Genomic DNA, 21,082 nt, shown 5'->3' on the forward strand with positions numbered 1-21,082 from the left:
GTCCCATGGGGAAAGTCGATTATTCTAAATACGCAAAACTCAGTCCGTTTGAACTGAAAGATAATTTAATAGAATTAGCTCAAAGCCGAACTGACCGCATGATGTTAAATGCTGGCCGAGGCAATCCGAACTTTCTTGCGACTATCCCACGCCGAGCATTCTTTCAACTAGGTCTGTTTTCGGCAACCGAATCCGAATTTTCGTTTTCTTATATGCCAGAAGGTCTAGGTGGCTTCCCTCGCCCTGTTGGACTCCAGTCACGTTTTGACAGCTTCATTTTGGAAAACCGCGATAAACCGGGCGTTGTCTTTTTAGGTAAAGCCGTATCTTATGTACGCGACCAATTAGGCTTAGACCCAGATCTTTTTTTACTTGAAATGGTTGAAGGTATTCTGGGCTGTAACTATCCCGTACCAGACCGCATGCTTCGAGTAAGTGAAACGATTATTAAAGAGTACGTCTTACGAGAAATGGGCGTACAAGGTATGCAAAAAAGAGACTTAGATTTGTTTGCTGTTGAAGGCGGAACAGCCGCAATGGCCTATATTTTTAACTCATTAAAAGAAAATAAAATTATTAAAAACGGCGACCGCATTGCCATTGGTAGTCCTATTTTTACACCATATCTGGAAATTCCGAAACTTAATGACTACCAACTTGAAGAAGTGCTCATTGAGGCAGACCCTAAACTCGGTTGGCAATATCCAGAGTCAGAGCTTAGAAAGTTAGAAGATCCGTCTATTAAAGCATTCTTCCTAGTCAACCCAAGTAACCCGCCATCGGTAAAAATGAGTGATGAAGGTCTTGCGATTTTGGCGGATATTGTCAAAAAACGCCCCGATCTGATCATTTTGACAGATGATGTTTATGGTACTTTTGCCGATAACTTCAAATCACTTTTTGCGATCTGTCCTGATAACACCATTTTGGTTTACTCATTCTCTAAATACTTTGGTGCAACTGGTTGGCGACTTGGGGTCATTGCACTTTCAAATAACAATGTGCTTGATAAACAAATTGCGAACTTATCGAAAAAAGAGAAGAAAGAGCTTGAAGAGCGCTATTCATCTTTAACTACAGACCCATCAAGTATTAAGTTTATTGACCGTTTAGTTGCAGACAGCCGTAATGTTGCCCTAAACCATACTGCGGGCCTGTCTACCCCACAACAAGTGCAAATGGTTTTATTTGCATTGTTTAATATGATGGACTCACGCCAAAGCTATAAAAAAGCGGTCAAATCTGTTGTACGTGAACGCGATGCAGCACTTTATAGACAGCTTGGTGTCGAGGTTCCAACAGATCCAAATGCTGTGGACTACTACACCCTTGTTAACCTTGAAAATACCTCACGCACTCTCTATGGAGATGAGTTTGCCGACTGGGTGATGAAAAATAAAAATCCGACCGAGCTATTATTTAGAGTAGCAGATGAAACAGGTGTGGTTTTATTGCCGGGTTCTGGCTTCGGTGTGCAGCATCCTTCTGCCCGTGCGTCATTGGCTAACCTAAATGAATATCAATATGCTGCTATTGGTGACTCTTTAAGACGCTTCGCAGATGAAGCTTATGCCGAATATTTAAAAACCAAAAAAGGAAAATAAGTACATATAAAAAGTGAGGCTCTAGCAGCCTCACTTTTTTACGACCTATTTATTCTTTATCTAGGTTTTACAAATAGTCACTCCACCATCGGCGAGTACAGCACTGCCTGTAATAAAGCTTGCATCATCACTTACTAAAAAGAGCGCCACCTTTGCAATTTCATCGGGTTCTGCTAAACGTTTCATCGCATGTATGCTTTTTACAAACTTTAGAACTTCTGGAGAAGGTGCCGCTTCTTGACCCATTGAAGTATTTGTTCCTCCGGGTAAAAGTGCATTTACTCGAATGCCTGACGTTGCATATTCTGCTGCCATCACTTTGGTTAGACCAATGAGTCCTGCTTTGCTTGCAGCATAAGCCGCCATTTGAGGAAACCCGATATGATGACCAACAAAAGATGATGTAAACAGTATTGAGCCATAGCCCTGCTTTAACATGACTTTAAGCTGCTCTCTGGCTGACTGAAACGCACTGGTTAAATTACTCTGAATCACATGATTCCAATTGTCATCGGTTGTGTCGTGAGTCAGTTGATATTCTCCCAACAGACCAGCATTATTAAATGCAATATCTAACCTGCCATAATATTGCGTAGCCATATCAATTGCTTTTTGCATGGTTGTGGGGTCATTAAGATCACCTGCGATAAAGTGCGCAACGGCGCCGTCTCGATTCAAACTATCGCAAAGCTCTTTTAAAACACGCTCACGGCGTGCAACCAGAATAACTTTCGCTCCTTCGGCTACAAATAGCGACGCCGCACTTAGACCTATACCTGAACTTGCACCCGTAATAATAGCCACTTTATCTTTTAATCTGCTCATACTCACAATTCCATCTTTATTAAATTGATGGATATATTTTGAGTAACCCGAAAAAAATAGACTCTCTGATTCTTGCTGTTTTGAAAAAATTAATTTTATAAAACAGCCTACTAAAACAATTTTAGTTTCGTGCCAGTTCTGCTTCTTTCTCTAATAATGCACGTTTACGCTCCACGCCCCAACGATAACCAGAAATAAAACCATCATTTCGAACAACACGATGGCATGGAATAGCAACAGCTAACATGTTTGCTGCACACGCTCCTGCAACGGCCCGAACCGCTTTAGGTGAACCTATTTTTTGGGCTATATCGGAATAACTAGCCGTCTGCCCCGCAGGAATTTCTTTCAAGGCTTGCCATACTCTTTGTTGAAATGCAGTCCCTTGAATATCTAGTGGTAAATCTAATCCAATTTGTGGCGCTTCAATAAACCCGACAATATGCGCAATCAGTTGCTCAAACTCATCATCACAGCCAATTAAATCGGCTTCAGGAAATTTATCTTGTAAATCATTTAAAAGCTTTTCAGGGTCATCGCCTAGCAAAATTGCACAAATTCCTTTCTGGCTTTGGGCAACTAAAATGTCTCCTAAAGAGCACGCTCCTATGGCGAAAAAAATGCGTACCCCCTTACCGCCAGATTTCCATTCTTTCGCGGTCATACCTAATAGCGAATTTGAATTTTCATAGAACTGACTATTTGAATTAAAACCTGCATTAAATATTGCATCAGTCACACTGATATTTTCGTCTAGGTTTTCTCTTAGCTTTTTACTTTTATGGGCATCGGCATAGCCTTTAGGTGTTAAGCCAGTAATTTGCTTAAAAACTCGGTGAAAATGATATGCACTCATTCCTACATGATCTGCCACATCTGATAAAGACAAGTTTTCTTCATGTAGTTCGATGTATCTACACGCTTTCTTGATTTTCTCTACAAGCTTTGGATCGTGTGCATTTGAGAGTCTGTTTTGTATTTTTTGGCTTGCGCGATAACCATTTTTCTCGGCTTGCGCGACGCTCTCAAAGAAAACTACATTTTCTTTTTTAGGCAGCCTTTTTGTACTTGATGGCAGACAATACATACCTGAGGTTTTCACGCCATAAACAAAATATGCATCAGCTTCTGCATTACGATCAACAATTGCTTGCCATCTATCTTCGTCTGTTATCCACTGATTTTTCATTTTGCTCACCTCAATTGCAATTTAATATTTAATGACTTATTTTCGCAACTTTGTTGATAAGCAAAACTCTTGGTATTGCTATTTTAATCTTTTCAACGCAAAAACATTCCAATGCAACTTTACTCCAAGCACACCCAATAAAATTAAAGCTGCACCTAAAATTTGAGTATGGGTCAGAACATGATCAAAGAAGAAATAATCAATTACTATGGTCGATATAGGATAGATAAAAGATAAGATCGCAATGTTATTTAAAGGTATTTTCTTAATTGCCGAGTACATTAAATAGTAAAGAAATGCTGTGTGTAAAACCCCTAACCCAAGTACAAACAGCCATTGTTGGCCTATCGGTGGATTTGCAAAAACCGAAATAAACGGAGTCATAACAATCGCTCCACTTAAGGTTTGTATAAGCACAATTAATAAAGGCGGCGTGTTAGTTAGTTTTTTAGTCATTAGAACCGATATTGAATACAGTGTAGTAGCTATAAGAACCAAGCCTAAACCTGCTAACTCACTGGAGTTGACCGAGGCACTACCTAAACCAATAATTACAATTAGCCCAGCAAAAGCAACTAGGGTCCATAGCACATCATTTTTATTTAGCTTTTCATGAAAGACCAAAGCCCCTAAAAATAAAATCACAAACGGGTTTACGTGATAAACAATCGTGGCTAAAGAGATAGAGGTTTTAGGGAAAGCAGCAAACAGCAGAACCCAGTTAAAAATAATAAGTAAGCCCGAAGTTACCATTAGAAATAGTTCATTTTTGCCAAAATATACTTTTTTAAAATGACCATAAAACAAACAGATGGGTATTAAGCATAAGGCTGATATAAGGCAGCGGAAAAATACGATGTTTATTGGTGATTGACCTGATTTAATCACAAATAGACCAATACTCCCTGAAAGCAGCATCGCTACGACCATTTCAAGTGTGCCGACTTTTGTTTTTAACTTGTGTTCATCCACAGCTTTCTCCAATAGTTTTATATCGTTAATTATTCGGCTCATTTATGTTCATCTAATTGAGTAGATTTTTTTAAGGTAAATCTTTCTAGTTTCAGATATATAAAATTTAAATTATTCAGTTATTTAATATAAAAAATAATATATCTTGCTCATTTAAACTTTAAGAAAAAATAACTATTTAAGAATTTATCTGGAAAATAGAGACATACCGAACGATGTGCCAAATGAAGCAAACATCTCTAAAATTTGATAAATCTCATTAAATTAAACATTACATTTTTATAGATTAGATCATAATCCAAGATATGTGATTAAATACATACAGTTCTGTCTTTCTTTTGTTTAAATTTCAACCATATCGACTAGTCTAACAGTCCCTCTATCAACTAAAATACCAAGCTTAATTCTTCAACAAAATGCAATAAGCCCTTATGAATGCACAAATAAAATTAAAAAAACCATCAAAACGAGAAATTATTCTAAGAACAGCAACTCAGCTCTTTATTCAGGAAAGTTATATTGCTGTCGGTATAGACCGAATTATTGCTGAATCTGATATTGCCAAAGCGACCTTTTATAAACATTTTCCATCTAAAGAAGAACTGGTGGCCGCTTGCCTACAGGAACTAAAACTTGATATCCAGATTGCGGTAGAAGAGCAAATATCTGCACGATCAGTTCCTTTGGAAAAATTAGAACAACTCTATATGTGGTATATCAATTGGGTAAATCAAAATGGTGCCAGAGGATGCCCATTTCATAAAGCACGAATGGATGTAGGAAGCTTATATCCAACTATTCATGTCGTGCTAGATGAATATCGGAATTGGTTATTTGACACTACTAGTTCTATTTTTAAAGAATTAGAAATAAAAGATCCTATAACGCTCACTCATTTATTCCTCTCTCTCCTCGATGGCTTGATTAATGCGTCTGTTTGCGAAGAAAATCCAATTGAACCAGAGAAAACGTGGAACTATATCAATACTTTAATTGAGCTAGAGACAACTTAACTGGAAATCTAACCCTGTATTTTCTAACGAATTGAATTTAAGTGAAAACTTAATCTCATAAATATAAAATTTAATTTATTCAGCTATTTAATATGCAAATTAATTTTGACGTTAAATTTGTTTCTGGTTTAGTAGGTTCATTAAATATTCAAGTGATACCTATGGACCTCGATAGAAATGAAAATTGTATCGACTCTATAGTTGTTGATGAAATTGCTTTTTCACTCGTTGAAAATTTATTTAACCGAGATAAAGAAAAGTTTTTTCATTGGGGAAATACTTTTATAGACTCTGAAAATATCAAAGAAATTATAAAAGATTTGTATAAGCTTCATTCATTTATAAATCAGTTAGATAAATACGATAAGACGTTAAAGCTCATTTTCGAAAAAGAAACAAAATGGTTTGCAAATCACTTCAATTTTTTTAAACCACAAGCTCTCAACATGATCATAGAAATTACCAAATTTCTTGAGAGAGTCGAAAACAAATATGATGGCATTACCGTAATAGGTATTTAGCAACCCAAGCTGAATAGCTTGGGCAGCAATGAGTTGTTAGATTACCTTCATCAAATAGTAATCTAACAACTTAGTTTGTTCTTCAATTTTACCTGAACTTAAAAGCCTCAAAATTGCTCCATCTATCATAAATACCAACAACTCAGCTTCTGTATATGAAGCCATTTTTTTAGTTTCTGCTATAAGGCAGAAAATCTCATTTTTTAGCCAACGTCTATAACGCACAGCACTTTGGTAAGCATGAGGATAAAGTAATTTAGTTTCAAAAACCGCTTTAAACAGTAGGTAATAAGCGCTATTTAAGTCGGCATGTAAAAGATAAATTTGTCTGAGTTTATTAGTCAAAGTGGAATATTGGGTTGTTTCTAGCACCTCTCTTACTTTTTCCATGAGCGTTTCTTTTTGCAGTAACAGGCATATTTCAATAAGGCCTGCTTTTGAGTGAAAATAGTTGTAAAGCGTACCTTTTGCAATTTTGGTTTCTTTAGCAATCAGGTCTACGCCTACATTATGGAACCCATGTATCGTCATGAGTTGAATGGTAGTTTGAATTACATGTAGTTTTTTGGAAGATGTTTCTAAATTTCGCATAGTTTTACCGCTTAAAATAATTTTTTGTTGTATATAAAAGAGATATAAATACCCTCACTCTTAAAATGAGTGCTAAATACAGGCATAAGAAAGCCGCACAATAATGGTGTGCTCGCCTATCTCAGTTTTATTGTGGCTATGATTTTCGGTCGTAACGATTCTTAAGGTGTAGAAAACCTAGAGTCGATTAAACCGTTTTATAGACGTCTTAAGCGGTATGGGCAGAGAGAATTTGGCAAAGGCCAATAAAGAAGAATTAGTACGCATAGAGGACTCCTCATGTCTAAAGAAGTTCTACCGAATCACTGTCAAACGATTATGGTGGCAGAACGAGAGAAGGTTGACAGACTGGTTAGACGCCAGCACACCCGAGGGTGTCCCTCTCCCGTCCTACCGCTACGGGAGGAGACGAGGAGCTTACACACAAGACTATTCCTCAGAAGGAATAATTCTGATGTGGTCTAAATCAGCCTGTCAAAGCCGGCTGGCAATGTAGGCCAGCAGGCAAAGGATAGTGCTCTACCCTATTACAGTCAAGCATACAAAATGACATTTGTTTTAAAATAGATCATTAAAAAGTAAAGATAAATAATTAAAATTTATTGTTAAATTGGGGTTTATAAAGTGATGATCTGTACCGAAAACTAAAAAATATCAGCAAGGAGATACTCAGTCTAAAATTTAAACAATATAAAATAGATTGTTAAATCAAAGGCTAAATAATACCCTTTAATGTTAAAAAACAAGGCCTCTATTAGTTTTTAAAATCAATAATATAGAATCAAATTACTTCAGACTTAGTCACAGAAATACTTTGGATGAAATTTGCCAACCACATAATATACTCATGTTCGTTATCTAAACTAGGCAGCAGACTTAAATCTATTTTGATAACACGTTCTTTCATTGATCGATTTAAGCAGTTTTCGAAATCAATATTACTATACATTAACCTTAATTGATGGATAGCAGCTTCTTTTTTTATCTCAATTAGTAGCTTATTAAGATAGTCGATTCTCCCTTTATTAGACTGATTTTTAAAACTAATATTCCTATAAACACCTTCAGCAACATCAAAATATTTTTTTATATTATCATCCATAATTTTCTCTTTTTAACTTTAATTTCATTAAGTATGCATTATTCATCTAGAAAAGCATACTTAAGTTGTTAAAATATATTTATCAGCAACTAGTTAGAGAATTTTAAACAAAAAAATCAAGCTTATAATTTATATCACTAAATAAATTAAAAACTTATAAATTTAAATAAATTTTTCAAAAAATATTAATTTTTAAAGCTTAAAAAATAAAATATTAATTTATATGTTACATCCTGTATTTAACTAAATGGTGTTTTTACATATATATCAACACTCAAATCAATTTATAGAAATATTATGTCGATAACTAGCCTATTTCTAGAACATAATACTACATAGTGTTCTCACAACTACAGCAATGTAACTAAATTAAAGGTCTAGTATAAAGCTTCCTTACTACTATTATTAAAGAAGTTTAAAATGTCTGATTTTAAAGATTTTTCAAAAAAAGCAACGCAAGAGCAAAATAATTTCAACCCTAAATCAAATTCGGATAAAATTGAAAAACCTATTCAACCCACTGAAATTGATACTCCTTTACCAGAAAATAACAAGAAGGAAAATATACATTAAAATTAATTAGATACACTCTTTAATTAATATAAAAGCCCTATTTAATATAGGGATTTTATATTAAATATTTAACAAAATTCATTGATTTATTATCATTTTTCACAATTTCTTTTCACTCATCTAAAATCTATCAACTATTTTCACAAAGATATAAACCTATAATTTAATTAAATATTTTATTTCTTCTAAATCCATTTCAAAATAAATGATTACTTTTAGCAATATTTACCACTTATTCAATTTGGAAACTGAGTTAAATCCTTTAAGTTAAACTCTGGCTCTATATGTGTTTGGATTAGTAAAATCAGCTCTTCATTGACTTGTCTAATCAGCAGAGCCTGTAATCGACTATCTTCAATTTCATCAAGCAACCGAATAATAATATTTCTAAGCCATTCACACTCTAACTCCTTCTCAGCATTTTTTTGAGTTAGATATTTTAAAAGTTTATCTCTTTCAATTAATTGATCACTCATACCCATACCTGCAACCTACTTTATTTTTTATATTACAATCCCAAAAAGACAAATTCATTAAATTTCATGTATAGAGAAATTTAAAAAATATTTTATATTAATCAATTTACTTTCTATCATGCATTTTTAATTTTAATATTTTCAATATTTATCAAATATAATTCAATTTTCTTTTGAGCTTCAAAAAAGTCTATTTCTTTACTAATCCAAAATGAAAAAATTTGACCATTTAAATGAAAATACTCTTTAGTATATTCGGAGAAACTATCACAATAGTGATTCTCTACTTTAAAAAAGCTTTGATTATCATGTCTTTTCTGACCATTTAGTAGGCCACCAATACAAATATCCATTTTATACCAAAAATTATTTAAAATTGACTATAACACACATACGCTTATTGTTTTAAAAGAGTTGTTATTTTTGATAATTAAACGTTAACCAAAATATTTAAAAAATTGTTATATCTAGTTAAATTTAAAAGGAATAAAAATTTATAGCATATGATTTTTAATAAATTAACTATGAATAATATTAATTTTTTAAAATATTTCTTTTTAACGAGTGTAAATCTCTATATGCTGTAATGAACCACTTATAGAAAATTATTCCAATGGCCCAGCAGACCCAGCTACATGAGCTAAACGCCCGAATTGAATATTACTCTACAAGAACAGACTATCCCTTACGTAGAATTTTGATTGGTTACCGGGCCTATGCAAAACTCATGCTATGCTCATCTTTCTCAGATGAAGTTATGAACTCCGCAATTGATCCAAACAAACGAAAATATAAAAAGTTAAAAATCAAAGTCACCAAAGATGATAACCAACTCGATCTTGAATAATGAAAGCAAAATCTATCAATAGAACTTTGCCTCACTGAAAGGATGAATTTTAAATTGTCTGTGCAACCACATGTATTGTGATTGAGGTAAATGGTATAAAATTAAGCTGATGAATCCGTCTATTTTAATTGATATCCCCATATTTCATTCATTACACACCGTCACTGACAAGTGCCAGCAAGCAAGAAATTACTCAACCTTATAACAATCAATTAGATAAAATAATATTTGTTTTAAATTAGAGCATTAAAAAATAAAGATAAATAATTAAAATTTTATAAAAATCATAAATTATATTAGTAAATTCAAATAACTACATAAATAATAAATTAATAAAAACACATCACTGGTGAGGTAAATATGTAAGTTTATCAGGGCATTTCTTCTTCAAGTGGTTTACGGGTATATGGTATAAATTCTTTTTTGATTGCTCCAAATAATTGAAAATTTTGCTTAGCCATATTTAAACTAATACCATTTGCTCCTCCCATATAATCAGGATCTTCGTTCTGAACATTGTCATCTTCCCAAAAACAAACTGCACAGATATCGAACGAACCATACGGCAACGCATCAAATGTAAGATAACCACAGCAAGGGCATGCGTAAGACATTATTTTCTCCTATCTTTATCTATGTAGACTTATTCAAATATGAACTTGCAAAAAAGCAGCTAAGGTAATATTTTAGAGTAATTACTCTAAAATGAGATTTAATAATGAAAAGTATAAAAATTGGTTCATATCAATGGATGCAAGCTACTAATGGTCAACTCAATTTCAAAGAAAAAATTAAATTAATTCAAAAAATTATGATGCCTAGCATCCTGAATTCTATAAAAATAAATTATTATAGATTTCAAACTAGCAATGATTTTGATATGGGAAAAATTGTAATACCAGATACTCAAATGATTAAAATCGCACTTGAAGAACTAGAATCAAAAGCAAGTCTATCTATCTACAATCATTCATGGCGAACATACTTTTGGGGAGCCGCGCTAGGCAATTTACAAAAAAGACACTTTGATCATGAATCACTCCTAATAGCTTCACTTTTTCATGATATTGGTCTAACTGAACAACATATTCATGATAAAGGTTGCCAATGTTTTACGTATGAAAGTGCTAAACAATTTGAGAAAAAGGCAAAAGAATATAACTTTGATGAGAAGAAAAGCGAAGTGATTAAAGATGCTATATGTCTTCACATGAATGGATATATAGATGAATCTGATCCAGCGGAGGTTATTCTATTACAGCAAGGAGCATCTTGTGATGTGATCAGTGACAATCAATATAGACTGCCCTTATCATTTAGAAATGAAATCTTAGAAAAATACCCTAGAAAGCAATTTAATAAAGAATTTATTGAACTTATTAATCTAGAAAGAAAACATATCCCTAATTCAAGGACAAGTTTATTGTCTAGACTGGGCTTACCAATCATGATTAAGTCAAATTTATATAAAGAATAATTAAAAGTTTAAGTCATGAGAAACTTCAAATTCTTAACTAGAAACTTCAATTCATGGCTGTCTTATCTTTCTAGTGCGAATAGATTTTAAATTTATGCCATTCCATAACTACATGTTAAAAATGGCTATCAAAACATGACTTAAACAATTCAAATCACTATACTTTTATAAGCAAAACTTGCTTAAAACAAAAAAGCCAATTCATTCGAATTAGCTTAATTACAACGGACCAGCTTTACTTGAAAATTGCTTTTTGATTTTGTTGTTCGCAACAATCTTCATCTTTTCTTTTTATAAGCTTAAATTAGCTGTTCATTATGACAAGATGATTAAAAAAAATCGCCCGAAGGCGATTAATGAAAAATTGTACCTATTAAAACAATTTTACTTTCCCATCTTTTTTGTAAAAGCTTGAGAGTTAAAGTATTCGGTTATTTCTTCACCCTGATTTTCAGTTTTTTCATCTGGCAAAGCCACTGAATCAAACTCTAGTCTTAAACTAATAAACTCAGGAATAAACTTCTTAATTGGAGGTGGAGTTTTAGGTCCGCCTTCAGTAATTTTTTCAATAAATCCCGCCAACCATAAAACATACTCATTTTCATGATTGAAATGCGGAATTAGGCTCACATCTATTTTTACATTACACTCGTTAAGTGGTTTGCTAAATAGTTCATTAAAATCAATATAGTTGTACTTAAGTTTAAATACAGTTCCAACGATTTCTTTGCGGATAAATGTCATCAGATGATTAAGATTTTCAATGGTATCTTCTGTGAAGAGATCATTGTCTTTAACTTTCCTATACACACTTTCTGCAATCATCAGATATTGAGGCATTAAAGTATCCTTATTTACTAAGTGGTATTTGGAGTGCTTTTTAGGTAAGTATGATTTATGTTATGTAACAATTTGTAAATATATGAAACATCATGTAAGTATTGTTTGTTTTAAGTTAATATGTATTTCCAATAATTTTCTATTTCTTGCACCATCTTTATTTAAATTATTTTTTGTTAATAAAATCAATTAGATAAATTTTATTTTTTAAATTTCATCATTTAAATGTAAATCTAAATGATTCAAAAAAAAATCTAAATTTTTATAGTTTTTTGGTCTTAGTAAAGCAAAACTAAGACTTAAACATTCTATCTAAAAATGAAAAAATTCATATATTTAATTAAAAATGAAAACTATATCACACTTCAAGCAAATTAGTATTTTGAGTACATATTCCACTAAGCCTGTAAGTCTATTATGCTTGAATTAACGAATTGTTAAATATGTATGATGGAACAGCAAACTTTATTACAAGAACTGAATTCTCTCATTGAATACTATTCAAAAAGAACTGATTGCCCACCTACGCGAATACGCATCGGCTATAGAGCATATGCAAAACTCATGCAGTGCCCGCCCTTTGCAGATGAAGTAATGAACTCGGCACTAGATCCAAATAAACGTAAATATAAAAAGATAAAGATTAAAATTACCAAAGATGATGATCAATTAGAGCTTGAGTAAATTTTTAAAAACTAATGACTTCATTCAAAGAAAAAAAGCCCATGAACTGAGCTTTTATCTTTTATACAAAACAGCTTTTAAAACTCGACTTGTACCGTAACAGCCGTTTAAGAATTTACCATACAAGCAGCAACTATTAATGCTGCAAGAAGTGATTTGTGCATGTTCTTTATATTCATAACCTACATATATTATGATTAGATTTGTAGAACAAAGTGAATCAAACTCGAAAAATAAAATGCGAACAATTTGTTTTATATATAAAACAAACTACTACTTACTGTTGTAATATTATTTTTATAATTTAATAAAAGGTATTTAACTTGTATACACATATTACAAAAAACCATATTGACTCATTTAAACTATTTTTATTTCCTGTAAAAATACCTAACTAAACATCCCCCCTACTTTATAAAAAACAAGGAAAAATACAAAGAAAATTAATATCAACAATCATATCAAGTCAGTCAATATGTTTTCAAATACAATTATTTATAATTCAGCTAAATCCCACAGTTGACATCCTTCATTTAAATAGGTCAGTTGACCCATTTAAACCAGAACCAAACAAAATAAAATAAGTCACCTGACCTATATTATTGTTTTTAATTAACTCATTTTACGTATATTAAAAAAATAATAGGTCACATGACCTAATTTTAGTTTAATAGAATTTAAATATTTTATTTATATTTTTCTAATTTCATGGTTTAGAATGCTTTTTTTTAAATAGTACTTACAGGCTGGATAATGATCAAAATTGATACCTTTGATACTATACAAATTAAGAAGTCCTTTACCACACTAAAAGGACAAGAAAGAATAAAGCAAATCTTAAAAAATGCTGAAATAGTTTTTCTAACCAAAGGTTATTCTGGCTTTAGTATGAGAGGAGTTGCTACACAATCAAATATTAGTTTAAGTACCTTGCAACATTATTTTCCCAATAAAGATATTTTATTACAGGCTTTACTTAATAAACTCATTTGTGACTACATACAAAGAATTGAAATTTTAATCAACTTAAATGCGAATGAACCACCTTTACATCGGTTTATGAATATTATTACCAATATAATATATGAAATAGAACAACCGATTATTACCAATACATTTAAGGAGTTTTTTTCAATTTCAGATCACTTACCTTATGTATATGAATCATTATCAACTATACAAAAGTATAATCTTGAACTTATATATAAGATTATTTTACCTATTCATAATGAAATATCATCAGAAGAATATAAAGAAAGAGCCATTATTATAATTACACAGCTCAATGGATATTTAGTTCAACATTCGAACAAGAATACAGATGAATGTTATAAAGAATTTCTAAGAAATATAGTTTTAAAGAATATATCAAGATTAGTGAGTGAACCATAAGATTAAAAACATAGGAGTCATTTCTCCTATGTTTTTAATATAAAATCAGAATATAACATTTCGATCACTTCTTGCATTACTTTAAAAATAAAAATGATTAAAAAACAGACTATAATTATTTTAGTTGAACAATAAATTAAATAGAAAGATAATAACTTTAGTAATGAAAATTTAACTTTTTAAAATTTTAGAGAACTTTAATGAATAATGCTAAAGCATTAAAACTTATAAACTTTGTGTTAGCCTTCCTGTGGATATATCAGGGACTTGTCCCTAAAATAATTTTTATTAATGTTGATGAAATTTTTGTGTGGCAATCAATAGGTCTTTCCTTTGAATATGCAAAACTTGCAGGCCGTGCAAGTGGTTTAGGCGAAATTATTTTTGGTTTATTGTTTGTATTTATAAACCAAAAATATATTCACTATTTAAGTATTTTGGGGTTGTTGGGTCTATTGCTTTTAATTGGTTCTCTCATACCTTCTACGCTTATCTCACCTTACAACCCTATCGTCATGAATATTTCGATGATAAGTTTATCAGTCATCTATCTGCTTTTATTAAAAGAGCAAACGACTTATTTGCATAAAACTGCTCAATAATGGCCTAAATTTTTTAAAATTATATAGAGATTTCAATGAGTTTATCAAACCGTGAAGTTGGATGTGTGGTGATTACCGGAGGCACTAAGGGTATTGGTTTAGCACTCGCCCACGCATTTTTAGAGCTTGGATGTTCGGTTGTGATCGCTGGCCGTAACTTAGAGTCTCTTAACCATGCACTTAGTTATTTAGAAACTCATTTCAATAAAGAAAAGTTCACTGGCCTATGCTGTGATGTCACACAAATATCAGACCTACAAAACCTATGGGATGTTGCCATACAGCATTTTGCTCAAGTAAATGTATGGATTAATAATGCAGGAAGCTGCCACCCTACCAAGGGCTTTGTTGACCTTCAATCTGATGAATTAAACGCAGCCATTTCTACCAATATTTTAGGCACAATGCTTGGTTCTCAAGTCGCTTTAAAAGGCATGCTCAAACAAGGTCATGGTCAAATCTTCAATATGGAAGGTTGGGGAAGCAACGGCGAATGGAGTGCTGGTATGACTGCCTACGCTACAACTAAAAGAGCGGTAAGTTATTTTAGTAAAGCACTTTATAAAGAGACTAAGTCGACCTCTATTTTAACTGGTACTCTCAGCCCAGGCATGGTGGCAACCGACTTGTTAGTTTCGTCTTGGACAAATGGCAACGTACAAAACTGGAAAAAGATGAAACGCTTATTTTTCTTTGTGATTGACCCACCTGAGGTTGTTTGTGCGTATTTAGCAAAACAAATTCTTCAAAACACAAAAACCAACCGACGCATCGCGTGGATGACCCCTTGGAAGCTTTTCCTTAGATTTTTACAGCCGTATTACTGGCGCAGAAACCCGGTTAAAGGCACGGCGTTAGAGCATCTATAGGTGGGTTTAATATGATTAACCAACTCACTTGATTAAATGACGGTTTGATTGGTAAACCCAGAGAATTTAGCAATTAGCTACTCTTTCCTCTAGAAAAGCCTCAGTAAGAGTACTTCTAAGAAGACTTATTACTGAGGCTTATCATTAATCAATACTCTCATTCTCCGAGACATTATCTTTATTTAAAATCTGTCCTTCTCGTTTTGGTCGAATCAATGGTGCAGTTGGTCTAGGGTGATGAGTATGGGTATATTGCATGCCCACTCCCGCATTTACATCATCTGCTGCAATTTCAGTTTCAAAACGCTCATTATCCAAATCTCGAATTTCTTCGGTAATTCTGTCTACTTCGTCTTCATCTACACCAAGCTCTTGCAAAATAACGCCACCAAACTTAATTGCAGACTCGAACGTTTCACGGATCATAAAGTCCACTTTTTGTTTGACTAAATGCAATGAATGCTCACGGTCATATGAGCGTACTAATAATTTTGCCAAAGGAAATTCGTGGGTCACGAGTTCTACGATTCTATTGGTTGTGTCCTTACTATCTACACAAACCACTATCGCTTGTGCAGTTGCAGCGCCAGAAGCATGTAAAATATCGAGGCGGCACCCATCGCCATAATAAATTTTAAAACCAAACTTTTCGGCGTTTCGAATCATGTCAGTATTATTATCAATAATGGTGACATCTACGCCTCTTGCCAAAAGTAATTGACTAGTTACCTGCCCAAAGCGCCCGAAACCAATCATTAAAACACTACCGCTTAGTCCATCCGCAATATTAATGTTTTCCAATGAAACTTTTTCTTTAGCTTGAGTAAACCGTTTAAAAATAATACCCACTATTGGAGTCAATACCATTGAAAGTACAACAATAGCAGTAAGGTTAGATTTAACGGTACTATCAATAACTTGAGCACTTAATGCAGCAGAGAAAAGTACAAAAGCAAACTCGCCACCTTGTGCCATAAGTAAAGCGCGATCTAAGGCTTCAGTATGAGGGCTTTTCGTTAATCGAGCGACGATATAAATCATGAGTGCTTTAGCAAACATCAGGGCAATTACACCACTCACAATGAGCTGCCAGTTTTGAACAACTACGGATAAGTCCAGTGACATACCAACCCCAAGGAAAAACAGACCCAGTAAAATTCCTCGGAATGGTTCAATATCGGCTTCAATTTGATGTCTAAATGTAGATTCAGATAGAAGTACACCCGCTAAGAAAGCGCCCATTGCCATTGTCAAACCACTGACTTGCATGAGCAATGCGGCACCCAATACAACCAATAATGCTGCAGCTGTCATGACTTCTCGGGCTTTTGCAGCGGCCAAGAGTCTAAATAATGGGTTAAGTAACCAATAGCCTGCCGCAATAAGTCCGGCAATTGCTAGCAAACCAATTCCAATGTTTTCTAAACGTGCCGATGTACTTTCGACAACATGATTTGGTGCCATAAAAGCAACAATAGCCAGCAATGGCACAATCAATAAATCTTCAAATAATAATATGGCTACAATTTTTTGACCGCGAGGTTGCGTCAAGTCGCCTCGATCGCCCAATAACTGCATGACTATGGCAGTCGACGTTAATACAAACCCTGCTGCACCAATAAATGCCACTTGCCATATAAAACCAAATAATAGTCCTACCCCAGTCAAAGCCAGTGCACAAATGATGATCTGTAGCGTACCAAGACCAAAAATTTCGCGCCTTAAGCTCCACAAATGTGATGGTTGCATTTCCAAGCCAATCACAAAGAGGTACATCACAATTCCCAATTCGGCAATATGAAGAATTGCAGTGGAATCTTGAAAAAAAGCAAAACCAAATGGACCAATAATTAAGCCCGCAATTAAATAACCTAATACAGAACCCAAACCAATACGTTTGAAAATAGGAACTGCGATTACAGCCGCTGCCAATAAAACCACTGGGGCAACCAGACTCATTGAATGTGCTTCTTCGCTCATACATTTCTCATTTTATTTATTTGCAATTCATTCTATGTGAAAAAGAGGTTTAGGGGCGATGCTTCGTGATGAGAAAACGTACCCATAAAAAAAAGCCCTTACGGGCTTTTTCTAATTAAGCAATAAATTTCAACATAAGCTGAATCACTGTTGCATTAATTAAGTCGACAAAGAAAGCACCACATAGTGGAACAATCAAAAATGCCTTATGCGAAGGGCCATACATGTTAGTAATAGCTTGCATGTTGGCAACAGCAGTTGGCGTTGCACCCATACCAAAACCACAATGACCTGCTGCCAAAACTGCCGCATCATAGTTTTTACCCATTACTCGGAAAGTCACGAAAGCTGCATATAAAGCCATGGTCAGTGTTTGCGCACCTAAAATAACCACAAGCGGACCAGCTAAGTCGGCAAGTTGCCAAAGCTTTAATGAAAGCAAAGCCATTGCTAAATAAAGAGATAAAGAAGCATTACCAAAAACATCAATCGCACGGTCGAAAATATCAATTTTCAACACGCTTTCTAAAATGTTTCTTAAAATTACACCGCCACCGAGCGCCCAAACGAAGGTTGGCAACTCAAACCATGTTCCCTTACTAAAGCCTGTCATAAATTCAGCAAACGCTAAACAGGCTGCAAACATACCCAATGTAGTAATTGCATTATCGGCTGTAATTAAACGAACTTGATGCGGATTTTCAAACGGCGCGAGATCATCCGAATTTTGTTCAACATGCGTATCACGATTTTGAATTTCCGCATTGGTTTTTGCTTGAGCTAAGCCATAACGATTAATCAGCAATTTAGCTAATGGACCACCAATCACACCACCAATGATCAAACCAAAAGTAGCGCTCGCCATACCTAGCGCTAATGCACCCTGTATACCATGCTGAGTTTCTAAAATTTCACCCCATGCACCTGCTGTACCATGACCACCCGTTAAAGTAATTGAACCGGCAATCAAACCAATAAGTGGGTCTAAACCCAACAAGGTGGCGAGGCTCATACCGACCGCATTTTGCACAACGATGAACGATGCAACACAGACTAAAAAGATAACCAAAGCCATACCGCCTTCTTTAAGCTTCATAAAATTGGCACTTAAACCAATAGAAGCAAAGAACACGAGCATAAAGCTGGTTTGCAACTCACTGCTGAAAACAACGCTATATCCCCACAATGTGTGGACAAGTAAAGACACTACAGCAGCAACCAAACCACCCGCTACAGGTTCGGGGATATTGTAACGTTTTAAAAAATCAATCCGATTGACAAGAAAGCGGCCCAACAGTAGAACAATGACCGCCGAAATTAGTGTATAAAAACCATTAAAAACAAATTCCATATATACTACTTTCTAATTACATTTCTAATCGATTGTAAAATAATTATATTTTATTTTTTCATATGTAAAAAAAACACAAATAAACTTTACAAAATTACCCTAGCAATGCGTTTTTTTACTATTCTTAAAAATAGCTTAAAATTTTTAATAATTTAGAAAAATTTATCTAAAAATTATTATTAACTTATTAATATCAAAAACTTATATTAAAAAATTCATATTTTTATAGTATTTGTGACTTGATATCTTAAGCAAAAAATACTGTCTTTTAAGTCACTGAACTCCCCTATTTTTATCGTTAATATGCCTCAAAACCAGCTCGTTATTGCTCTGGGCAACATCTTTACAGGTTTTATATTTAATGAGTTTATTGCTTAAAGTTCGTCAAAATGTGCCGCAGGTGCAATCGCTTAAAACATCTCTTAAAAAACATGCTGGTCAGAAACTACCGCACATGCTAGCCAATGCATCAGATCTGTTTTTTAGAGGTCAGCAAATTGCCTTGTCAGGAAAAACGCCTTTTGATGTGATTTATAAGCATGAAATTATGAGCTTACGTCACTATAGAAATGAGGCTGAAGTTCCTACGCATAAACACCGCGTACCCTTAGTGATTGTTCCGCCATTGGCAGTCAACATGCTCATTTACGATTTATTCCCTACACGCAGCCTTATACGTTACTTTTTAGCTCAAGGATTTGATGTTTATTTAATAGACTGGGGCGTACCAACACTACATCAGGCAAAATATAATTTCGGTACTTATGTAAAAGTTTTTATGCCTGAACTGTTAAAGCAAGTCCGTGCACATAGTGGACAACAGCAGCTTTCATTACATGGCTGGAGTTTGGGCGGTGCACTTTCACTCTGCTATACCGCGTTATTTAAAGATAAAGATATTAAAAATCTGATTATTCTTGCTTCACCGATCGACACTCACAAAGCAGGCTATATGGGCAAACTCTATGGAAGCCTAACCAAACCTGCCGAATGGGTTCGCAAACACACACCTTTTCGTATTCGCCAACATGTACCAAGTAAAGTGTTCCATATACATGGCTGGCAAAACACTCTAGGTTTTAAATTAACTGACCCGATTGGCAACTTAAAAACTTATTGGCAACTTTTTAAAAATTTAGATAACCGAGAATTTATAGTAGACCACGCCACCTCTAGTTCATTTATAGATAACATGCTGGCTTATCCCGGCGGCGTGATGCGAGACATTATTCTCCGTTTCTGGATAGATAATGAACTTTCAACGGGCGTAGTTAAATTTGGTGAACTCACTGCCAATCTTAAAGATATTGAATGCTCTGTGTTAGCTGTGGGTGGTAGTACCGATATTATTGTGACCAGTGATGCTGTGAAGCCACTTATGGATTTAATTAGCAGCCAAGATAAAAGGTTTAAAGTTGTCTCAGGTGGTCATATGGGTATAGTTTCTGGCAGCCAAGCACCTATTTCTGTTTGGCCAGAAATAAATAGCTGGTTAGCTACACGTTCAAGTTAATTTACCCGTACATCAACACCGGTGTAGCCAATCAAACCTACACTGGTGAATATCAAATTTTGCAAAATTATTCTTTTTAATCACATTTATATTTCAATATATTTTATTCCAAAATTTTAAACCACCTTTATATTTTAAATATATAAATCTACAACAAGATAATATTACTTAGTGTCAAAAAATTATCACAAACACAAAAATCATAAAATTTATTTATAAAAAGTTTATTTTAAGAATAAAATATTTTATCAAACGTTAAAAAATAATTAATCAAAAAACCACATAGCAAGTTAATGCTTTTCTTTCAGAATGAATACCTTCTTAAAGGGGATGTTACTTTTTGTTATTTTTGTAAAGCTTACAACAATAAAATTTTGCAATAAATATTTGAAAAAAAGTACTTTAAAAAATTAAGCTTTGTAAAATTTGATCATTATTTAAACAAATGTAGGCAATGTCTCACAAACATGTAAGCTAAAGCTTACAACACAAGCGATTGTTTTTCCTATAATTAATTTCAGTACATATAAGCACTCTTTACTATTAAATAGAAAGCTGAATATTAATAAAGAGATCTGGAGAAAATGATAAAGTCATCTTTATTAATATAAAAACTCTCAATAATAGAAAAAGAATCTCAAAAATTAATATGTACTATCTT

22 protein-coding genes are annotated in these 21,082 nt (G+C 33.6%); 11 read left to right on the forward strand and 11 right to left on the reverse strand.

Features of this window, described 5'->3' with window-relative positions; all coding sequences use genetic code 11:
• The first annotated feature begins 5 nt into the window (after positions 1 to 5).
• The gene (locus AC056_RS05140; protein WP_019458396.1) at positions 6 to 1,604 is read left to right on the forward strand and encodes a bifunctional aspartate transaminase/aspartate 4-decarboxylase; all 1,599 of its coding nucleotides are present in this window, start codon (positions 6 to 8) and stop codon (positions 1,602 to 1,604) included.
• A 60-nt stretch (positions 1,605 to 1,664) separates the two neighbouring features.
• Here AC056_RS05140 and AC056_RS05145 read toward each other — a convergent pair whose 3' ends face one another.
• From AC056_RS05145 to AC056_RS05155, 3 genes are all read right to left on the reverse strand, one after another.
• Positions 1,665 to 2,429 carry an SDR family oxidoreductase gene (locus tag AC056_RS05145; protein ID WP_077162923.1) on the reverse strand — a complete coding sequence of 255 codons (765 nt, stop codon included), beginning with the start codon at positions 2,427 to 2,429 and terminating at the stop codon, positions 1,665 to 1,667.
• 121 nt (positions 2,430 to 2,550) lie between these two features.
• Entirely contained in the window at positions 2,551 to 3,618 is a 1,068-nt protein-coding gene (gene ada / locus AC056_RS05150; RefSeq protein WP_077162924.1) for a bifunctional DNA-binding transcriptional regulator/O6-methylguanine-DNA methyltransferase Ada, read from the reverse strand.
• 78 nt (positions 3,619 to 3,696) lie between these two features.
• Positions 3,697 to 4,590 carry a DMT family transporter gene (locus AC056_RS05155; RefSeq protein WP_077162925.1) on the reverse strand — a complete coding sequence of 298 codons (894 nt, stop codon included), beginning with the start codon at positions 4,588 to 4,590 and terminating at the stop codon, positions 3,697 to 3,699.
• 431 nt (positions 4,591 to 5,021) lie between these two features.
• Between AC056_RS05155 and AC056_RS05160 the strand changes: the two genes are divergently transcribed.
• Complete coding sequence (locus AC056_RS05160) at positions 5,022 to 5,603, forward strand: TetR/AcrR family transcriptional regulator (RefSeq protein ID WP_004700706.1); 582 nt, start codon at positions 5,022 to 5,024, stop codon at positions 5,601 to 5,603.
• Between the two features lie 92 nt (positions 5,604 to 5,695).
• A complete protein-coding gene (locus tag AC056_RS05165; protein WP_077162926.1) occupies positions 5,696 to 6,124 on the forward strand; it encodes a hypothetical protein in 429 nt (142 codons plus the stop codon).
• A 36-nt stretch (positions 6,125 to 6,160) separates the two neighbouring features.
• On the opposite strand, the gene AC056_RS05170 is transcribed toward AC056_RS05165, so the two are convergent.
• A complete protein-coding gene (locus tag AC056_RS05170; protein ID WP_077162927.1) occupies positions 6,161 to 6,715 on the reverse strand; it encodes a TetR/AcrR family transcriptional regulator in 555 nt (184 codons plus the stop codon).
• A 781-nt stretch (positions 6,716 to 7,496) separates the two neighbouring features.
• Complete coding sequence (locus AC056_RS05185) at positions 7,497 to 7,817, reverse strand: hypothetical protein (RefSeq protein WP_077162928.1); 321 nt, start codon at positions 7,815 to 7,817, stop codon at positions 7,497 to 7,499.
• Between the two features lie 420 nt (positions 7,818 to 8,237).
• Between AC056_RS05185 and AC056_RS19535 the strand changes: the two genes are divergently transcribed.
• Positions 8,238 to 8,390 carry a hypothetical protein gene (locus AC056_RS19535; protein WP_077162929.1) on the forward strand — a complete coding sequence of 51 codons (153 nt, stop codon included), beginning with the start codon at positions 8,238 to 8,240 and terminating at the stop codon, positions 8,388 to 8,390.
• A 236-nt stretch (positions 8,391 to 8,626) separates the two neighbouring features.
• Here AC056_RS19535 and AC056_RS05195 read toward each other — a convergent pair whose 3' ends face one another.
• Positions 8,627 to 8,866, reverse strand: coding sequence for a hypothetical protein (locus AC056_RS05195; RefSeq protein ID WP_025469103.1), 240 nt, complete (start codon positions 8,864 to 8,866; stop codon positions 8,627 to 8,629).
• A 116-nt stretch (positions 8,867 to 8,982) separates the two neighbouring features.
• Complete coding sequence (locus AC056_RS05200) at positions 8,983 to 9,219, reverse strand: hypothetical protein (RefSeq protein WP_077162930.1); 237 nt, start codon at positions 9,217 to 9,219, stop codon at positions 8,983 to 8,985.
• A 260-nt stretch (positions 9,220 to 9,479) separates the two neighbouring features.
• On the opposite strand from AC056_RS05200, the gene AC056_RS19680 reads away from it, so the two are divergent.
• On the forward strand, positions 9,480 to 9,713 hold the full coding sequence (locus AC056_RS19680; protein WP_139344621.1) for a hypothetical protein: 234 nt from the start codon (positions 9,480 to 9,482) through the stop codon (positions 9,711 to 9,713).
• Between the two features lie 371 nt (positions 9,714 to 10,084).
• Here the strand turns inward: AC056_RS19680 and AC056_RS05210 are convergent, their stop codons facing one another.
• Entirely contained in the window at positions 10,085 to 10,327 is a 243-nt protein-coding gene (locus tag AC056_RS05210; RefSeq protein WP_077162931.1) for a CPCC family cysteine-rich protein, read from the reverse strand.
• 104 nt (positions 10,328 to 10,431) lie between these two features.
• On the opposite strand from AC056_RS05210, the gene AC056_RS05215 reads away from it, so the two are divergent.
• Positions 10,432 to 11,190, forward strand: a complete 759-nt coding sequence (locus tag AC056_RS05215; RefSeq protein ID WP_077162932.1) for an HD domain-containing protein — start codon at positions 10,432 to 10,434, stop codon at positions 11,188 to 11,190.
• 384 nt (positions 11,191 to 11,574) lie between these two features.
• On the opposite strand, the gene AC056_RS05220 is transcribed toward AC056_RS05215, so the two are convergent.
• Positions 11,575 to 12,030 carry a hypothetical protein gene (locus AC056_RS05220; protein ID WP_039253659.1) on the reverse strand — a complete coding sequence of 152 codons (456 nt, stop codon included), beginning with the start codon at positions 12,028 to 12,030 and terminating at the stop codon, positions 11,575 to 11,577.
• A 450-nt stretch (positions 12,031 to 12,480) separates the two neighbouring features.
• On the opposite strand from AC056_RS05220, the gene AC056_RS19685 reads away from it, so the two are divergent.
• The 4 genes from AC056_RS19685 (at position 12,481) to AC056_RS05240 (ending at position 15,577) form a co-directional block, all read left to right on the forward strand.
• Positions 12,481 to 12,714 (forward strand): hypothetical protein, encoded by a 234-nt coding sequence (locus AC056_RS19685; protein WP_025469101.1) that lies wholly within the window; start codon positions 12,481 to 12,483, stop codon positions 12,712 to 12,714.
• Between the two features lie 753 nt (positions 12,715 to 13,467).
• Complete coding sequence (locus AC056_RS05230; protein WP_077162933.1) at positions 13,468 to 14,106, forward strand: TetR/AcrR family transcriptional regulator; 639 nt, start codon at positions 13,468 to 13,470, stop codon at positions 14,104 to 14,106.
• A gap of 200 nt (positions 14,107 to 14,306) precedes the next feature.
• Positions 14,307 to 14,708 carry a DoxX-like family protein gene (locus tag AC056_RS05235; RefSeq protein WP_077162934.1) on the forward strand — a complete coding sequence of 134 codons (402 nt, stop codon included), beginning with the start codon at positions 14,307 to 14,309 and terminating at the stop codon, positions 14,706 to 14,708.
• Positions 14,709 to 14,743: 35 nt separating this feature from the next.
• On the forward strand, positions 14,744 to 15,577 hold the full coding sequence (locus AC056_RS05240; RefSeq protein WP_077162935.1) for an SDR family NAD(P)-dependent oxidoreductase: 834 nt from the start codon (positions 14,744 to 14,746) through the stop codon (positions 15,575 to 15,577).
• 144 nt (positions 15,578 to 15,721) lie between these two features.
• Here AC056_RS05240 and AC056_RS05245 read toward each other — a convergent pair whose 3' ends face one another.
• Both AC056_RS05245 and gltS read right to left on the reverse strand, forming a co-directional pair.
• Entirely contained in the window at positions 15,722 to 17,557 is a 1,836-nt protein-coding gene (locus AC056_RS05245; RefSeq protein WP_077162936.1) for a monovalent cation:proton antiporter-2 (CPA2) family protein, read from the reverse strand.
• A 115-nt stretch (positions 17,558 to 17,672) separates the two neighbouring features.
• Positions 17,673 to 18,908 carry a sodium/glutamate symporter gene (gene gltS, locus AC056_RS05250; RefSeq protein WP_077162937.1) on the reverse strand — a complete coding sequence of 412 codons (1,236 nt, stop codon included), beginning with the start codon at positions 18,906 to 18,908 and terminating at the stop codon, positions 17,673 to 17,675.
• 361 nt (positions 18,909 to 19,269) lie between these two features.
• Here gltS and AC056_RS05255 point away from each other — a divergent pair, with 361 nt between their 5' ends.
• On the forward strand, positions 19,270 to 20,421 hold the full coding sequence (locus AC056_RS05255; protein WP_077162938.1) for an alpha/beta fold hydrolase: 1,152 nt from the start codon (positions 19,270 to 19,272) through the stop codon (positions 20,419 to 20,421).
• Positions 20,422 to 21,082: the final 661 nt, after the last annotated feature.

Origin of the sequence: Acinetobacter genomosp. 33YU (assembly GCF_001990725.1) — a bacterium.
Lineage (GTDB): Bacteria > Pseudomonadota > Gammaproteobacteria > Pseudomonadales > Moraxellaceae > Acinetobacter > Acinetobacter seifertii.

What these genes read in the sequence shown, in the direction of transcription:
- AC056_RS05140 (WP_019458396.1), top strand. Translation starts at nt 6, where the DNA reads ATGGGGAAAGTCGATTATTCTAAATACGCAAAACTCAGTCCGTTTGAA.
- AC056_RS05145 (WP_077162923.1), bottom strand. Translation starts at nt 2,429, where the DNA reads ATGAGCAGATTAAAAGATAAAGTGGCTATTATTACGGGTGCAAGTTCA.
- ada (WP_077162924.1), bottom strand. Translation starts at nt 3,618, where the DNA reads ATGAAAAATCAGTGGATAACAGACGAAGATAGATGGCAAGCAATTGTT.
- AC056_RS05160 (WP_004700706.1), top strand. Translation starts at nt 5,022, where the DNA reads ATGAATGCACAAATAAAATTAAAAAAACCATCAAAACGAGAAATTATT.
- AC056_RS05165 (WP_077162926.1), top strand. Translation starts at nt 5,696, where the DNA reads ATGCAAATTAATTTTGACGTTAAATTTGTTTCTGGTTTAGTAGGTTCA.
- AC056_RS05170 (WP_077162927.1), bottom strand. Translation starts at nt 6,715, where the DNA reads ATGCGAAATTTAGAAACATCTTCCAAAAAACTACATGTAATTCAAACT.
- AC056_RS05185 (WP_077162928.1), bottom strand. Translation starts at nt 7,817, where the DNA reads ATGGATGATAATATAAAAAAATATTTTGATGTTGCTGAAGGTGTTTAT.
- AC056_RS19535 (WP_077162929.1), top strand. Translation starts at nt 8,238, where the DNA reads ATGTCTGATTTTAAAGATTTTTCAAAAAAAGCAACGCAAGAGCAAAAT.
- AC056_RS05195 (WP_025469103.1), bottom strand. Translation starts at nt 8,866, where the DNA reads ATGAGTGATCAATTAATTGAAAGAGATAAACTTTTAAAATATCTAACT.
- AC056_RS05200 (WP_077162930.1), bottom strand. Translation starts at nt 9,219, where the DNA reads ATGGATATTTGTATTGGTGGCCTACTAAATGGTCAGAAAAGACATGAT.
- AC056_RS19680 (WP_139344621.1), top strand. Translation starts at nt 9,480, where the DNA reads ATGGCCCAGCAGACCCAGCTACATGAGCTAAACGCCCGAATTGAATAT.
- AC056_RS05210 (WP_077162931.1), bottom strand. Translation starts at nt 10,327, where the DNA reads ATGTCTTACGCATGCCCTTGCTGTGGTTATCTTACATTTGATGCGTTG.
- AC056_RS05215 (WP_077162932.1), top strand. Translation starts at nt 10,432, where the DNA reads ATGAAAAGTATAAAAATTGGTTCATATCAATGGATGCAAGCTACTAAT.
- AC056_RS05220 (WP_039253659.1), bottom strand. Translation starts at nt 12,030, where the DNA reads ATGCCTCAATATCTGATGATTGCAGAAAGTGTGTATAGGAAAGTTAAA.
- AC056_RS19685 (WP_025469101.1), top strand. Translation starts at nt 12,481, where the DNA reads ATGGAACAGCAAACTTTATTACAAGAACTGAATTCTCTCATTGAATAC.
- AC056_RS05230 (WP_077162933.1), top strand. Translation starts at nt 13,468, where the DNA reads ATGATCAAAATTGATACCTTTGATACTATACAAATTAAGAAGTCCTTT.
- AC056_RS05235 (WP_077162934.1), top strand. Translation starts at nt 14,307, where the DNA reads ATGAATAATGCTAAAGCATTAAAACTTATAAACTTTGTGTTAGCCTTC.
- AC056_RS05240 (WP_077162935.1), top strand. Translation starts at nt 14,744, where the DNA reads ATGAGTTTATCAAACCGTGAAGTTGGATGTGTGGTGATTACCGGAGGC.
- AC056_RS05245 (WP_077162936.1), bottom strand. Translation starts at nt 17,557, where the DNA reads ATGAGCGAAGAAGCACATTCAATGAGTCTGGTTGCCCCAGTGGTTTTA.
- gltS (WP_077162937.1), bottom strand. Translation starts at nt 18,908, where the DNA reads ATGGAATTTGTTTTTAATGGTTTTTATACACTAATTTCGGCGGTCATT.
- AC056_RS05255 (WP_077162938.1), top strand. Translation starts at nt 19,270, where the DNA reads ATGAGTTTATTGCTTAAAGTTCGTCAAAATGTGCCGCAGGTGCAATCG.